Origin of the sequence: Borborobacter arsenicus (genome assembly GCF_003934165.1) — a bacterium.
Taxonomy (GTDB): domain Bacteria; phylum Pseudomonadota; class Alphaproteobacteria; order Rhizobiales; family Rhizobiaceae; genus Pseudaminobacter; species Pseudaminobacter arsenicus.
Genome location: NZ_RKST01000028.1, coordinates 1 through 14,816, shown reverse-complemented (window position 1 = coordinate 14,816; position 14,816 = coordinate 1). Strand labels below are relative to the sequence as shown.

Genomic DNA, 14,816 nt, shown 5'->3' with positions numbered 1-14,816 from the left:
TTTCGCTGACAACCGGTCGTCTTTGGATCGGCGCGGGGAGGCTTCCCCCGACGTTTGCTGATGAATTGAAGGCGAGTGATGATCGACAATCAGGAATTGGAAAGCGAGTTCTGGAATTCAATTCGATCAGACATGACGGCAATGGCAGGCGTTCCTGGTCTTCGAAGCGTGACAGATTAACGCCTATCTCTGAGTGGGATCATACGATTGCCTCGAATAGCGTGGAAACTGGTGAACCTGCCGAGGGTATAGCCCGGCTCAAATGATGCTGTTTACGACCGCTACCGGCTCACGGCGTACTGATGGCTGGAGCTCATGCAATGACACTTCCTATCCAATTGTTGGCAGCGACATTCCTCCTCCTTGGCACGACGGCGCACGGGACGGAGTTGCGCGGTCACGGTGGTGTCGTGCGAGCGATTGCCCTGGTCGCGAGTGGAGGCTGGGCGATTACCGCAGGCTTTGACAGCAGGATAATTATTTGGTCGCTGAAGACTGGAGAAGCACGCGACGTGCGCCTCTTCCACAAAAGCCAGGTGAATGCGCTCGTAGCGCTGCCGAACGGTCGTTTTGCAAGCGCAGGCGCCGATGGCCGCATCGCCATTTGGCAAGTCGGACAAAGCCTGCCAATTCGCATTCTTGAAGGCCACACCGGACCTGTCGCTGCCCTTGCGATATCGCCCGATGGTTTGATGCTGGCTTCCGCATCCTGGGACAAAAGCGTCCGGCTGTGGCCGTTGTCGGATGGAGAGCCGCGTCTATTCAAAGGCCATAGCGACAATGTCAACGCGGTTGCCTTCTTGGCTGATGGCACACTCGTAAGTGCAGGCTACGACGCCAGGATCATCTTCTGGTCACGCGCCGCCCAGGTGGCAGCGGCGCGTGTCATCCTGCCTGGTCCACTGAGCACAATGACAAGAGCGTCCGGCGATCGCCTGTTCGTGGGAGGAATGGACGGCAAAGTACGCTTGCTCGACCGCAGCAGGGTAATTCGCGGCGAATCTCAGGCTGTAGGAAGCCCCGTGCTTACCCTAGCCGCCTCGCCGGACGGGAAATACCTGGCTGTCGGCGGGAGCGATGCAATACATCTGCTCGATGCAGCAAATCTTGCGCCTGTTCGCATCGTGGAAGCGTCTGGCGACCCGGTTTGGTCCCTCGCATTCACGCCCGATAGCAAAGCGCTTCTTAGCGCCGGCGCAGATTATGTCGTGCGCGATTGGAGCGTCGAAACAGGTGATCATGTTGGGGCGGCCGTCACTGGCTCATCCGACCCCATGGCCGAATTTGCGGGAATTCCGGACGCAGAAGTTTTCCGCGCTTGTGTCGCCTGCCACACACTCCACCCGAACGACGGCCAACGTGCAGGCCCGACTCTCCACGGTCTCTTTGGCCGTAGGATTGCGTCGGTGCCGGGCTATCGCTATTCGCCGTCGCTTCGCGATATGGATATCGTTTGGACCGAGGAAACGGTCTCCAAGCTGTTCGAACTGGGACCGAATACTTACACGCCCGGCACCAAAATGCCGGAACAAACGATTAAAAGCGCCGACAGACGCGCCGCTCTGATCCGCTTTCTCAAGCGGGCGACCGCGACCGAATAGACTTAGACCGGCTTGCCTGGCTTGGTGCGTTTGCAAAGATAGTCTTCGGTCGTGCGCGGCGCCGCACGGGCCGGGCCGGCATAAGGGTCGAACCCTTGATTCATGACCGCGTCGATCCGACAATTCTCGCACATCCGCACCACATCGAGCCGACGCGCGTTCTCTCCGGCGAACATCCAGTGCTTGCCCTCGAGTTTGGCGACGATGCGCTCAATGGTGCTCTTCGTACCGAATGGCTTGCCACAGTGGATGCAGAGGTACGGCTCCTCTTCCTTCACGACTCGGCGTGGCGTGTTCCAGGCTCGGAAGTCCAGTTGAGGGACCAGTGTGACAACCTGCTCTGGGCAGGTCGCAGCGCAGAGCCCGCATTGCACGCATGCGCTCTCGGCGAAATAAAGGGCCGGCCGCTGTTCATTGTCTGAAAGCGCACCCGTCGGACAGGCTGCCACGCATGAAAGGCACAGCGTACAACCGTCGATATTGACCTCCAGCGACCCAAACGGCGCCCCAGCGGGCAACATGACGAAATCGACTGGGGTGGGTGCAACGCGGTGCAGCTCGATCATCGTGCTATCCAGCACGCTGCGTTTCTTGCCGACCGGCAGAAATGTCGCCGGCTCCCGTGACGTCAAGGTTGGGTTTATGAGATCCAGTCTGGATTTGAGCACGTCCGGATCGTCGGTTTCGACCAAGCCGCAGACGTCGGATCCATAACCCAGGGAATCGGTCAGGAGGTTGGCGATCTTTATGTTCGCGACCACTCCTGCGATATCATGCCTTGGCTTGGCCGAACTCAAGGCTCTCACGGCAATAGCACCCCAGGCGACCGGCGCAGCCCACGCCTCTATGCCCAATTGCATAACCGCATTCACCGCGACCGGTAGGACATTGGCAGGAAGACCTGTTCCGAACCGCGCCAGTGCATCGATCAATGGCACGCCGTGGTCGAGATCGTGAAAAAGCACGATCGCCTCGTTGCCTCCTGCTTCTCGATAAGTGAGCAATAGTGTTCGCAATCGTCGTAGGAGTGTCGCCGAATCTGGCAAGGCGTATGCGGCCGCGCCGGTTGGACAAACCGCAGCGCAGTTGCCACAGCCGGCGCAGATATTTGCATCGACCGCGACGTGGTCGCCGGCAGGCGCTATTGCGCCTGTTGGGCACAGATCAAGGCATCGCCTGCAGCCGATGATTTGGGATCGTGAATGGGCACACAAATCCTCGGAAAAATCGATAAACCGCGGCTTATCGAACTCGCCGACGAAATCGGCCATCTTCCCGATTGCCCCGGCGACAGATATCAGATCGCTCGGATCGGCCTTCACATAGCCGTCGCGCAATTCATGGGCAGGAAAAAGCGGTGTCTCACCGGAAAGGTCGAGCACGATATCCGATTGCGAAATTGCACCGTCGCGCGGGGTTCCGAAGCATAGTCGATCGCGTGAAGAGGGAACTGGTGCCGCGAAATCGTCAATCACCATCTCGAAGGCGCCGAGATGGCCGCGTGCGTTGCGGACGGTGCCCTGCATCACAGGGAAATCCCAGACCCGGGGAGGCGTGATTTCGCTTCGCCGGGCGAGAAGGACGGTGACATCGAGCTTATCGGCGAGTTGCCTGCCCGCCTCGATCGCCGTCTCGTCGCGGCCATAGATCAAGATCACGCCATTGCTGGAAAGTGTCACCTGGGCGGGCGCAACGCTGGGCTCCGCAGCCATGGCCAGCAGTGCGGCCGCTTTCGGACCGGCAGCAGAGGCGCGCTCCGCCCAGCCTGCAGTCTCGCGAATATTCGCGAAAGAAAGCTCGCCTTCATAGGCGAGTTCCTCAGCGAGCTCCCTGAAAAGCGGCGCCTGTTGCACACAGCCGATCGTCACGGCATCAGCGCCGTTTAGAATGGTCCGCACCCGGTCGAGTTCCACGCCGCAGAACTGATCCCCGGATTCGACCTGCACATTGTGACATCCGCGCGCGACATCCTCGCCATAGCTGCCCGGCATGCTCCGCTCGCAGGAGCAGACAAGAACTTTCCGGCGCTTGCTCAAGGTCATTTCGGCTCCCGCGACACAATCGCACCTACTCGGTAGCCCCACCTGTTTGAACGTATTATAGTTGGATTGAAGTGGCCGTCATCAACATATGGACTGGCGCCATGTTCCTGCGAGAGTCGGTGACCGACCGAACCCTTGATCTACCGCCGCCTTATACTCTCATCGCATTGCGAGAGGCTGGCGATGCCTTTGCGCATGCCTGTGCTATCGCTGATGAGGAAGGTGCTGGCACACTGGTCTGGGTTCGCCGTTACGACCTGGCCGAATTCGCGGTTGTCCTCGAGCCCGATGAATCTTTGGCACAGGCGCGTCGTGCCATCTTTGCCTGTATGAATGCCCTCGCCGACGCCCTCGCCGTCCATGCCCCGCCGGAGCGGCCGATCTCATTCGACTGGCCCGATACAATTCGCATCGATCGGGTGCTCGTCGGCGGCGGCCGTCTGGCCTGGCCGCAAGAGGTGGGGGAAGACGAGATCCCGCCTTGGCTGGTCTTTTCCGGCATGATCCGTACTTGCGTCGTCCGTGCCGGTGAGCCGGGTCTGCGGCCGCTTTTGGGCGCGCTCGACGAACTCGGCTTCGAAGCGATCGATCCAGGCGAGATCATCACAAGTTTCACCCGCTATCTGATGGCCGGGTTCCACGACTGGACGCAAACCGGCTTCGCGTCAATTGCCAGACCCTGGCTGAGCCGCCTGAACGCATATGATGAACGGGAGATTGAGTTGGCTGACAACGGCGATCTGGTGATCTCCAGGACGGTTGGAGGTGAGCCCTCTGAAAGACGAAACCTGTCGGCGACTCTTACCTTTCCGTCCTGGCTCGATCCAGCGACAGGAGTGCCATGGCTTTGAAACTGCCACGAACGATCCGCCTTGACCCGTCTGATACTTTTGTTTTTCCGTCCGCGGCCGAACTGGGCGAATGGGCGGTGACCGGCACTTTCCTGTTCTTCGGTGCCGATGCCGCTACCCTTTCGAATAAGGAACAACAGGTTTTCCGCGCCGGATTTCTCGGCATCGACAGCTTTGGGTGGTCCACTCTCGTTGTCGTCGCCCAGGCGACCGCAGCGGAGCGCGCCGCCGCTGTCGATCGGCTTGCCGAGCAGCTTGTAGCGCGCTGCGGGGCGCCCGACATGAAAACCGCGCATGCTGCTGCCGAGGAGGAGATTGCGTTTGCGCAGTCGCTTTGCGACCACCCGCTCAATACACTGATCGGTCTGCGCCGCACCATGGAGGGTGACGGCATTCGAGAGACCTTTCGCACCTTGCACCGGCGCGTAACCCGGCTGGAACCGGCCGGAGCCTTCCACCTGGTCGAGGTCCAGGAGGAAGATACGCCGGAAGAAGAAGTCGATATTTTTACACTAGCCGCAGGGCAGAAATGAAGGATTTTTGGGTTTCGTCAGGTCATCACCTCCTTGACAGGGACGAGGCGGGACGCCTGCTCGTGACCGACGCGTTCTTGAAGGCATATCTCGCCCGGCCGGAACTGTTGCCGCCCGAAACCGCTTGTGAAGCTGAGTTGCTGCTGCATCACGAGCTTTTGATACATCAGCCGCGCAGGCCCGTCACCCAGCAGGAGATTGCCGCTTTGGAGGACCCGGATGCGCGTGAGAATTGGGAGTACATGATCGCCTTTCGCGATCACGTGCTGGCAACGCCTTCGCTCGAGGCCGCCTATCTCTCGCTTGTGCGCGGTGTCACCAGCATTCCGCCACTTTTCATGAACCAGCTGACGCAGTTGGTTCTGCGTAATGCTGTGAATGGTACGAATGATCCATGGCTCCTGCGCGCCGCCGAATTGTTCTATCGCCCACAGCGTGTGACCTTCCATGAGGGAAGTGTTCTTCTCGCGGATGCCGAAACGATCGAACTGCACGAACAGAACCGTCACGCCTCGCCTCTATTCAACATGCTTGGTGGGCCCGCTGTCACAGAACTGGAGATCTTGAAGGAGACGAACGCCGAGAGCTATTTCGCCCGCAGCGATGCTTTCGACCTAGTGCTCAGCCTTGGCGGCGCTGACAGCCCGGCTCGACGCGGCCTTGCAGACGCAATGGCGATCTGGATTCACCATCTTCTGGCGGTTGACGTGGAGATTGAGCCGGTGGAGCGGATCGAGGACGAGGATTGGGCGTGGTTTGTCGGCCTTGATGCCGAAGCGACCCGTATCGGCAATGCGCTCTGGGCCGGCAACGAACTCGACCCCGATGCAGCCGAACGCATCCTTGCACTATTCCGCCTCACTTTCTGTGACACCGGCGAGGTCCATCCTGATGTCGGAGCTAGGCCTGTCTGGCTGATCATGGCCATGACCCCCGACCTGATGGTACGCATGAAGCCACAGAACCTGATCGCGGGCCTGCCGTTACGTGTCACGGCACCGAGGAATTAGCAGGAGCGCGTTATGATACGCGAGACAGTACACGTTGGCGTGATCGCAGAACGACAAGTCCTGAAGAATCCCTGGATCGATCATGCATGGATGCCTGTCGCTGTGCTCGCCGGCGCGCCGGCCGCCGCGCCCTGGACAATGCTGACCCAAACACCCGAGGTGACACGCTTTTATGCCGGAAGCTTCGAACTGGAGTTTTTCGGTTCCGAGACCGGCATGTACCGCGACAATCTCCGATCGGGGCAACCGCGCCTGTGGGTGTTGCTCCGTCCGACCGAAGCACCCCCCGGCGTAGCGCTGCAATTGGTGACAGCCGACCCGTCCGAAGCTGAGACGCTGACGGAACCAGGCACCGATATTATCGAGGCCGTTCCCATGCCAATCGAGATTCAGCGCCGCCTCGCCGCCTTCGTCGAGCTCCATCACGTCGAGCGTCCATTCATCAAGCGCACACGCGACCGCGCAAATCCCGAGGCCATGGCCAAACGGGACCGGCATCTTCACTCGAAGGATGACGTGGAATGAGTGTCGGCGACGACAATATCTTCGCCCGTTGGTCGCGCCGCAAGCAGACAGTGCGACACCAGGAGACTGCGGCCCCGAACGAGGAGCAGGCTGCGGCCGAAGCGCCAGCGGAGATGGAGGCCGAGCCTGTCGGTCAGCAGCCTGCCGCAGAGGAGCCTGACGCAGGAGAGCCGCTCCCTGATCTTGAAAACCTCACCGCTGAGAGCGACATCTCGGCGTTCCTGCGCAAGGGCGTGCCCAATCCGTTAAAAAACGCGGCGCTGCGCAAGATATGGTCACTCGACCCGGCGATCCGTGATTACGTCGGTCCCTCGGAATACGCCTGGGACTTCAATCGGCCTGGGTCGATGGCAGGTTTCGGTCCGCTCGATGCGAGCAGGGCTGTGGTGGAATTCCTGTCCACAATCAACGGCGGCGTTCAGACGGATTTGGCGGGAGCCGCCGGGCCTGCGGCAGATCGGCCGCCGCCGCCGATAGCAGTTGGGCCAAGCCATGACGCGGGCGCTGCGATGGACAGCCCGACCGATGCGGATTCTCCGGCTGAACCGCCCGCGCCTGCATTGAAGCCGGAGAGTTCCGAGCCCTCGCTGCCCGTCCGCACGAAGGTCGCTGCCGAACCTGAACAAGCCAAGCCTGAGCAAGCCAAGCAACCGCGCCAGTCTCCGCGGCGTCATGGCGGTGCCAGGCCACGCTGATGCAAATCACGGCGAAACCTTTGCGTACAGTAACTGTTGCAATCCCCTGATGGGAGACTAGTATTTACTTTACCCACTCATTGAGCGGCACAGTCGAGGTCAGCGATGAACCCAGACTTGAGCTTGGAGGAGGCAACCGGACTATCGGTCGGAGCAGGCGCTTCGCCCTCCGGTGCACGTGTGGCCGAATTCGACGACATCAACAGCGCGCGTGCGGATGAGTACGCGCTGATCGCCTCGCTTCTCCTGCGTGCCCCGGATGCCGGGTTCCTGGCGCGGCTCGGCGGCCTGCAAGGCGCGGCGACGCCGCTCGGCCTCGCGCATGATGCGCTTGGACAGGCCGCGAGGTCCGCCGAGGCCGTTGATCGCGAATACTTCGAACTCTTTATCGGAATAGGGCGCGGCGAACTCATCCCCTATGCGTCCTATTATCTGACCGGCTTCCTCAATGAACGGCCGCTTGCCCGGCTGCGCGGCGACATGCGCCGCCTTGGCCTCGAACGAGCGGAGGCACACACGGACCCGGAAGATCATCTCGGAAGCCTGTGCGAAATCATGAGCGGCTTCGCCGGCAATCGTTTCGAGATCGCCGCTGATGACGAATACGACTTCTTTACGCGGCACATCGCCTCCTGGGCGGGGCGCTTCTTCGCCGATCTCGAAAAAGCGCAATCTGCGAGGTTCTACCGGGCGGTCGGTGCGGTCGGGCGAATATTCATCGATATCGAAGCCGAAGGCTTTGCCATGGAGGCGCGCCCGAGCGGGTGATCGCCGGCACAGCAGCATCGGCTGCCCGGTAGTATGGGAGGATCGACGATGCATGACAGGCAGCAGAAGGCGATAAGCCGCCGCAACTTCTTCCGCGCGCTGGGAGGCGCATCCACCGCGGCCGTCGCAGCTGCCGCGACGCTTCGCCCCGGCGAGGCGCAAGCCTATGATCCCGGCAAGGATGAAACGAAGGCCCGTTATCGGGAAACGGATCACGTCAAAGCCTTCTATCGTGTGAACGGCTACCAGACGCTGAAGAAGTGAGGGCGCCATGCTGACGAAACGCAAGTCCGGCCAGGCGGGCCGCACAAGATTGCAAACCCTTATGGGAGCGGTTTCATCGGTTCCCCTTGACCGGCGAACCTTTCTGCGTCGCTCCGGCCTCGCTGTCGGTGGAATGGCTGCGGTTGGCGCTTTCCATCTCGGCACCATCAAGAAGGCTGAGGCTATCAGCCCACCGCAACCTGGCGTTCCAATTGAGCTCAGGAAAAGCATCTGCACCCATTGCGCGGTCGGTTGCACTGTCACTGCTGAAGTTCAGAACGGGGTCTGGACCGGCCAGGAGCCCTCATGGGACAGCCCGATCAACCGCGGTTCCCATTGCGCCAAGGGAGCAAGCGTACGTGAACTGGTGCATAGCGACCGCCGGCTGAAATACCCGATGAAGCTGGTCTCTGGTCAATGGGAACGCATTTCCTGGGATGACGCCATAAACGGCATCGGCGACAAGCTGCGGGAGATTCGCGAGAAGTCCGGGCCGGACTCTGTCTACTGGATGGGATCGGCGAAATTCTCCAACGAAGGGACTTACCTGTTCCGCAAGTTGGCTGCTTTCTGGGGAACCAACAACCAGGATCATCAGGCGCGCATTTGCCATTCGACGACGGTGTCGGGCGTGGCCAATACCTGGGGCTACGGCGCAATGACCAACTCCTTCAACGACATCCGCAATGCCAAGACCATGATCATCATGGGTGGCAATCCTGCGGAGGCGCACCCCATCTCGCTGCAGCACCTGTTGGAAGGTAAAGAACTCAACCACGCGAATTTCATCGTAATCGACCCACGCTTCACGCGCACGGCCGCGCATGCGACTGATTATGTGCGCATCCGGTCCGGGACCGATATCGCCGTGCTCTGGGGCATGCTTTGGCACATCTTCGAGAACGGCTGGGAAGACAAGGAATTCATCGCGCAGCGTGTCTACGGCATGGATGAGATCCGCAAGGAGATGGCGAAATACCCTCCGGAGGAGGTGGAGCGCATCTCCGGCGTGCCAGGAGAGCAGTTGAAGCGGGTCGCCGAAATGTTCGCCACCCAGAAGCCGGCGACGCTCATCTGGTGCATGGGGCAGACCCAGCACACGGTCGGCACTGCCAATGTGCGCGCAAGCTGCATCCTTTGCCTTGCCACCGGAAATGTCGGCAAGCCAGGTACCGGAGCTAACATCTTTCGCGGCCATGATAATGTGCAGGGAGCGACCGACATCGGCCTCGATGTCACGACACTGCCGTTCTACTACGGTCTGACGGAAGGGGCCTGGAACCATTGGGCCCGCGTTTGGGAGGTCGAGTACGACTATCTGCTTTCGCGCTTCGATTCCAAGGAGATCATGGAGGCGCCGGGAATTCCGCTGACACGGTGGTTCGATGCCGTGTCGCTGCCGAAGGAACAGATTGCTCAACGCGACAATCTGCGCGCCATGTTTGTGCAGGGGCACGCCAGCAACAGCATCACCCGTATTCCTGAATCCGTGAAAGGGCTGGCAAAGCTCGACCTGCTAGTCATTGCCGATCCGCATCCGACTACATGGGCGTCGCTGGCGGTGCAGGGCGGGCGCAAGGACAACACCTTTCTTCTGCCCGTCTGCACCCAATTCGAGACATCGGGTTCGCGAGTGGCTTCCAACCGCTCGATCCAATGGGGCGAGCAGATCGTGAAGCCGTCCTTCGAGCAGAAGGACGACTATCAGGTCATCTACCGTTTGGCGCAGAAGCTTGGACTTGCCGAGCGCATGTTCAAGAATATCGCTGTCGAAGGCGACCGGCCGGTGCCGGAGGATGTGCTGCGCGAAATGAACCGCGGCAGCTGGTCGACCGGCTATTGCGGCCAATCGCCGGAACGGCTGAAGGCGCACATGAAGAACCAGCGTAAATTTGATCTGGTCACCTTGCGTGCGCCGAAGGACGACCCGGAGGTCGGAGGCGACTATTACGGCCTGCCCTGGCCGTGCTGGGGCAAGCCGGAGCTTCGCCATCCGGGCACAGCCAACCTCTACAACACCGGCCTCCACGTCATGGACGGCGGCAGTCCTTTCCGCGCGCGCTTCGGCGTGGAGAGGAACGGCCAGACGCTTCTCGCGGAAGGGTCCTACACCGAGGGCTCCGAACTCACCGACGGCTATCCCGAGTTCACCATGGCCGTGCTGAAGAAGCTCGGCTGGGACAAGGATCTGACCGCCGAGGAGCTCGGCGTCATCCAGAAGATCGGCAGTGACATCGACAAGGTTTCATGGTCGACTGATCTGTCAGGCGGCATTCAGCGCGTCGTGCTCAGCCATGGCTGCCACCCCTACGGCAACGGCAAGGCGCGTGCGGTGGCATGGAACCTGCCCGATCCCATCCCCGTCCATCGCGAGCCGATCTACACGCCGAGGGTGGATCTGGTCGAGAAATATCCGACCCTTCCCGATGCCATACAGTTCCGGCTGCCGAATATCGGCTTCAGCGTACAGAAGGCCGCGGTGGACAAGGGCGTCGCAAAGGCCTTCCCGTTGATTCTCACATCTGGCCGGCTCGTGGAATATGAAGGCGGCGGCGAGGAAACCCGCTCGAACAGGTGGCTCGCAGAACTGCAGCAGGAAATGTTCGTTGAGATCAATCCAGCTGATGCTGCCGAGCGTGGCATCAGCGATGGCGCCTGGGTGTGGGTGACTGGCGCGGAAAGCAATTCCAAGGCGAAGGTGAGGGCACTGGTCACGCAGCGTGTAGGCAAGGGCGTCACCTTCATGCCCTTCCACTTCGGCGGCTGGTTCCAGGGTGAGGACCTGCGGCAAAATTATCCGCAGGGCACCGACCCCATCGTCCTCGGCGAAAGTGCCAATTCGATCACCACCTATGGCTACGATCCCGTCACCAACATGCAGGAACCAAAGGTCACACTCTGCCAGGTGATGGCGGCGTGAGCAGGAGGAGCAAGAAATGGCCCGTATGAAGTTTCTTTGCGATGCGGACCGCTGCATCGAGTGCAATGCTTGCGTCACCGCCTGCAAGAACGAACACGACGTACCGTGGGGCATAAACCGCCGCCGTGTCGTCACCATCAACGATGGCAAGCCGGGCGAGCGTTCCGTCTCTATGGCCTGTATGCACTGCACGGACGCGCCTTGTGCGGCGGTCTGCCCGGTCGACTGCTTCTATACGACCGCCGATGCGGTGGTGCTCCATTCTAAGGATTTGTGCATCGGCTGCGGCTATTGCTTTTACGCCTGTCCGTTCGGCGCGCCGCAATATCCGCGCGTCGGTAATTTCGGCTCGCGCGGCAAGATGGACAAGTGCACGTTCTGTGCTGGCGGCCCGGAGCAGGATTCCACTGAGGTGGAATATGCCAAATACGGCGCCAATCGGCTGGCCGAAGGCAAACTGCCGCTTTGCGCAGAGATGTGTTCGACCAAGTCGCTGCTTGCCGGCGATGGCGAAATCATCGCCGCAATCTACAAGGAACGCGTGATCCAGCGTGGCTACGGCTCGGGCGCCTGGGGCTGGCAGACGGCCTATCGGGAGACGATCACCGTCTGACGAAGGCGGAGTCAAACGCACGCAGAGCGGAGCGAACAGGAGGACAGTGGAATGCGGGTCTTCAAGCTTAGCCGTCCTGGCTCGCGGGTTGTTGCGGCGATCATTCTGATTGTCGGTCTGCTCGCCATCGCACCAGTCGGTGCGCAGGCTCCGTCAGGGATCAACCCGACTGCGCAGGCAGTCAACGAACAGCAGCTTCTCGACGAGCTCAGCAAGATCCAGGGCCGCATCACCATACCGGACAAGAAGGCGGCAACCCTGCAGCAGCCACAGGGCAGGGACTTCCGCGGCTTTCATGAAGGCGTCCTGCCGTGGATCGGCGCAATCGCTGTCCTTGGCATGCTGGTCGTGCTTGCGCTGTTTTATTTTATCCGGGGCCGTGTCCGCATGCTGATACCGGAATCGGGCGTCAAGCTTTTGCGCTTCAATGTCATTGAGCGTCTGGCCCACTGGACGACGGCCACGGCTTTCATCGTACTTGCAATCACCGGGCTGAATTTCGTGTTCGGCAAACGCATTCTCATGCCGCTGATAGGAGCCGACGCCTTCTCCTCATGGTCGCAATGGGCCAAATATGCACATGACTTCTTGTCCTGGGCGTTCATGCTCGGGGTTCTCGCCATCCTGGTCATGTGGGTGTGGGGAAACCTTCCCGATCGCTATGACGCGCACTGGCTGAAAGTGGGCGGCGGTCTGTTCGACAAGTCAAACCGGACTCATCCGCCGGCGGCGCGATTCAATGCAGGGCAGAAGCTTATCTTCTGGTCGGTGATCCTGGGCGGGGCCACCCTTTCCGTATCCGGTATCTTCATGCTGTTCCCCTTCGCCTACACAGATGTGAATGGTATGCAGCTCGCCCAAACCATCCATGCCGTCGTTGGCGTGCTGATGATCGCCGTGATCTTGGGGCACATCTATATCGGCACCCTTGGCATGGAAGGCGCCTATGAGGCGATGGGCTCGGGCACCGTCGACCTCAATTGGGCCAAGCAGCACCACAGCGTCTGGGTGGAAAGGCAAGAAGCCAAGGCAACACCGTCCAGGACAGCGGCAACGCCGGCCGAATAGCGTCGCTCACCACCGAGAGAGACTGGTCTGGTCTGCCAGCCTCGCAAGAAATCTGAACCCCTGTGGCCGAATGAAATCATCCAGCGTCGGGCTGCGAAGTCAGACCTCAGGATGGCGGTGCTTCGGGTTCCGTTGCAGAAGCGACGCTGGAGCTTCCTGTCCAGGCTGGGCCAACCAAGTTTTCTCCCGGATCGCCCACACGGGTGCTGGAAGTACTATACACTTCCCATGCCGGCGTGTGCTCTGCGCTCAGGAAGTAGCTTGCGCCAAATGCAATAATTAGGGTAACCACAATACTCATTATGATCACAGCCATCCCGCTACTCCCTTCTTCGGATATCACGCAATGCGGCCATGCGGTCACCGCGTTGATGTACTGCCGCCGCAGTAAAGCCTACAAGTCGTCTGCGCCGTCTCACTGAGCCGTTGTTGGTGCCCCAGTTTCAGGCTTCTGACTTGGCGGCTTCGCATTCTGTTGATATTGCAGATCCAGCGCCGTCAGTGCAAGCAGCGGTGGTGGCACGGCAACGCCGGCAAGCCTTAGTTTGCGCGATGCGTCCCGGCATGCAGCAATGTCATTGGCTTCGGCTAGTTTCTCGGCCTCGGCGATGCTCAATTGAGATTCCTTCGCGATCGGGGTCGGCTCGGTGGGAACGGGGGCGCTCAGACCGGAAGACTGTGGCGCGCCTTGCGCCGTGCCTTGCTTGGCAGTAGCGGGATTCGGTTCCGGTGATGTGTGGGCGGGACCGCTTTGCCCGGACTGCTGCTGTGCCGATTGTGTCCCTCCGGCAGCTTTCGGCGGTACGGCTTCTCCTGAAGCCGCCTTCGAGTCCTGTTTTGCAGTTCCGGCTTGCTGGTCAGAAGGCGCAGAAGTTTGCGGTGCAGATTGGGTGGCGGCGGGTTTTGCCGGACTGATAGGGGCTTCCGGTTCCGGTGGCGCCTTCATGAAAGCAAGAAGTTCCTGGCAGAGATTTGCCGGCTCTCCGGCGGTGGCCGACCCGGCGCCAGCGTTGGCTGGCGCTGCTGGAGCTGTCGGCGCCGTATGTGTCTGTGCGAGTGAAGTTGAAACGGAGAGGGCGAAGATACCGGCTAAGAATAATTTTGTCATCCCATGTTCTCCTTCCCTCGTTAGCTTCAGCCTAGGTCAAATAGTGCCCCCAACGGTCCATGAACTCGCAACGCGCAAGGCGGTTCCAAAACGGGGTTATATCCCCGGATCAAGACAGTTTGCCGGCGCATTCTCAACTCAAACGACGTGAGACGGGCACCAATCTTGCCAGTAAGAGCACAGGCAGCGAATCGGAAGCTGCCGCTGGGGTCGTCTCGTCATAGACGTTCAAGGGAACTGGAAACGGATGTCTGTCCTCGCCGCCATGTGCCAGCGAAAAACGCCCCGGATCTGCGAAACTACATGGCACACCATAACCGACCTCGGCGATGAGGGCGAGTGCCCGAACGGGGACCGACGCCGGGCGTGAGCAGAAGCTGGGGGAAGTTGGAGGGCTGCATTTGGCCGCAGCAGCCGCCAAGTTCCCGTGCAGCCGGCATGATAACGTCGCTCTCATGAACTTCGCGGGCGCAGGCATCACCAGATGAGAAAGCAACGGCCGATCCGGTGGCGCGCACATCCCTCGCTCGAGGGTGGCGATTTTGCCCAGGATGCTATCGGGGCCAAGAGCCCGCAGCAGTTCGAGTTGTCCGCTGTGCGATCGTTCGGCGCGGCGATCGGTGCCGTCCTTGGCCAGGCGGATCTTCTTCCAGTCCAACCCGGCCAGAAGCGCCATCAGCTGTGAATGGTCCAGACGCATCGTAAGCGGGTAGCCGCGGCCGTTCAGGCTTTGAAGTTCCAGGGCATGAGATCGTCGATCCGGGAGATCGGCCAGCCCTGGGCAATGCGCTCGAGGGTCTGGGCGAGCCAGGCGTGTG

Annotated in this window: 15 protein-coding genes; 11 read left to right on the top strand and 4 right to left on the bottom strand. The window is 60.6% G+C overall.

Annotated elements, in window-relative coordinates; genetic code table 11:
* Positions 1-320: 320 nt before the first annotated feature.
* Entirely contained in the window at positions 321-1,601 is a 1,281-nt protein-coding gene (locus EET67_RS21760) for a hypothetical protein (protein ID WP_128628326.1), read from the top strand.
* A gap of 2 nt (positions 1,602-1,603) precedes the next feature.
* Here EET67_RS21760 and EET67_RS21755 read toward each other — a convergent pair whose 3' ends face one another.
* Positions 1,604-3,643, bottom strand: a complete 2,040-nt coding sequence (locus EET67_RS21755) for a 4Fe-4S dicluster domain-containing protein (RefSeq protein WP_128628325.1) — start codon at positions 3,641-3,643, stop codon at positions 1,604-1,606.
* Between the two features lie 101 nt (positions 3,644-3,744).
* Between EET67_RS21755 and EET67_RS21750 the strand changes: the two genes are divergently transcribed.
* The 10 genes from EET67_RS21750 (at position 3,745) to EET67_RS21705 (ending at position 12,890) form a co-directional block, all read left to right on the top strand.
* A complete protein-coding gene (locus EET67_RS21750) occupies positions 3,745-4,494 on the top strand; it encodes a biotin/lipoate--protein ligase family protein (protein ID WP_128628324.1) in 750 nt (249 codons plus the stop codon).
* Positions 4,485-5,027: a DUF6505 family protein gene (locus tag EET67_RS21745; RefSeq protein ID WP_128628323.1), complete on the top strand. Its 543-nt coding sequence runs from the start codon at positions 4,485-4,487 to the stop codon at positions 5,025-5,027. Before EET67_RS21750 ends, EET67_RS21745 begins: the two co-directional genes overlap by 10 nt.
* Positions 5,024-6,037 (top strand): DUF6352 family protein, encoded by a 1,014-nt coding sequence (locus EET67_RS21740; protein WP_128628322.1) that lies wholly within the window; start codon positions 5,024-5,026, stop codon positions 6,035-6,037. Before EET67_RS21745 ends, EET67_RS21740 begins: the two co-directional genes overlap by 4 nt.
* 12 nt (positions 6,038-6,049) lie before the next feature.
* Positions 6,050-6,562, top strand: coding sequence for a DUF3305 domain-containing protein (locus EET67_RS21735; RefSeq protein WP_128628321.1), 513 nt, complete (start codon positions 6,050-6,052; stop codon positions 6,560-6,562).
* Positions 6,559-7,257: a DUF3306 domain-containing protein gene (locus tag EET67_RS21730; RefSeq protein WP_128628320.1), complete on the top strand. Its 699-nt coding sequence runs from the start codon at positions 6,559-6,561 to the stop codon at positions 7,255-7,257. The genes EET67_RS21735 and EET67_RS21730 overlap by 4 nt, the downstream gene beginning before the upstream one ends.
* Before the next feature lie 105 nt (positions 7,258-7,362).
* The gene (locus EET67_RS21725; RefSeq protein WP_128628319.1) at positions 7,363-8,025 is read left to right on the top strand and encodes a TorD/DmsD family molecular chaperone; all 663 of its coding nucleotides are present in this window, start codon (positions 7,363-7,365) and stop codon (positions 8,023-8,025) included.
* Positions 8,026-8,073: 48 nt separating this feature from the next.
* Positions 8,074-8,289, top strand: coding sequence for a formate dehydrogenase (locus tag EET67_RS21720; protein WP_128628318.1), 216 nt, complete (start codon positions 8,074-8,076; stop codon positions 8,287-8,289).
* 7 nt (positions 8,290-8,296) lie between these two features.
* The gene (locus EET67_RS21715; protein WP_128628317.1) at positions 8,297-11,209 is read left to right on the top strand and encodes a molybdopterin-dependent oxidoreductase; all 2,913 of its coding nucleotides are present in this window, start codon (positions 8,297-8,299) and stop codon (positions 11,207-11,209) included.
* Positions 11,210-11,225: 16 nt separating this feature from the next.
* A complete protein-coding gene (fdh3B, locus tag EET67_RS21710) occupies positions 11,226-11,822 on the top strand; it encodes a formate dehydrogenase FDH3 subunit beta (protein WP_128628316.1) in 597 nt (198 codons plus the stop codon).
* Between the two features lie 51 nt (positions 11,823-11,873).
* Positions 11,874-12,890 carry a formate dehydrogenase subunit gamma gene (locus tag EET67_RS21705; protein WP_128628315.1) on the top strand — a complete coding sequence of 339 codons (1,017 nt, stop codon included), beginning with the start codon at positions 11,874-11,876 and terminating at the stop codon, positions 12,888-12,890.
* Between the two features lie 415 nt (positions 12,891-13,305).
* On the opposite strand, the gene EET67_RS21695 is transcribed toward EET67_RS21705, so the two are convergent.
* From EET67_RS21695 to EET67_RS25720, 3 genes are all read right to left on the bottom strand, one after another.
* Positions 13,306-13,998, bottom strand: coding sequence for a hypothetical protein (locus tag EET67_RS21695; protein WP_128628313.1), 693 nt, complete (start codon positions 13,996-13,998; stop codon positions 13,306-13,308).
* 133 nt (positions 13,999-14,131) lie between these two features.
* On the bottom strand, positions 14,132-14,674 hold the full coding sequence (locus EET67_RS21690) for a DUF763 domain-containing protein (RefSeq protein WP_165899995.1): 543 nt from the start codon (positions 14,672-14,674) through the stop codon (positions 14,132-14,134).
* Between the two features lie 47 nt (positions 14,675-14,721).
* A partial coding sequence (locus EET67_RS25720; protein ID WP_133308878.1) for a transposase domain-containing protein occupies positions 14,722-14,816 on the bottom strand: 95 nt, incomplete at its 5' end.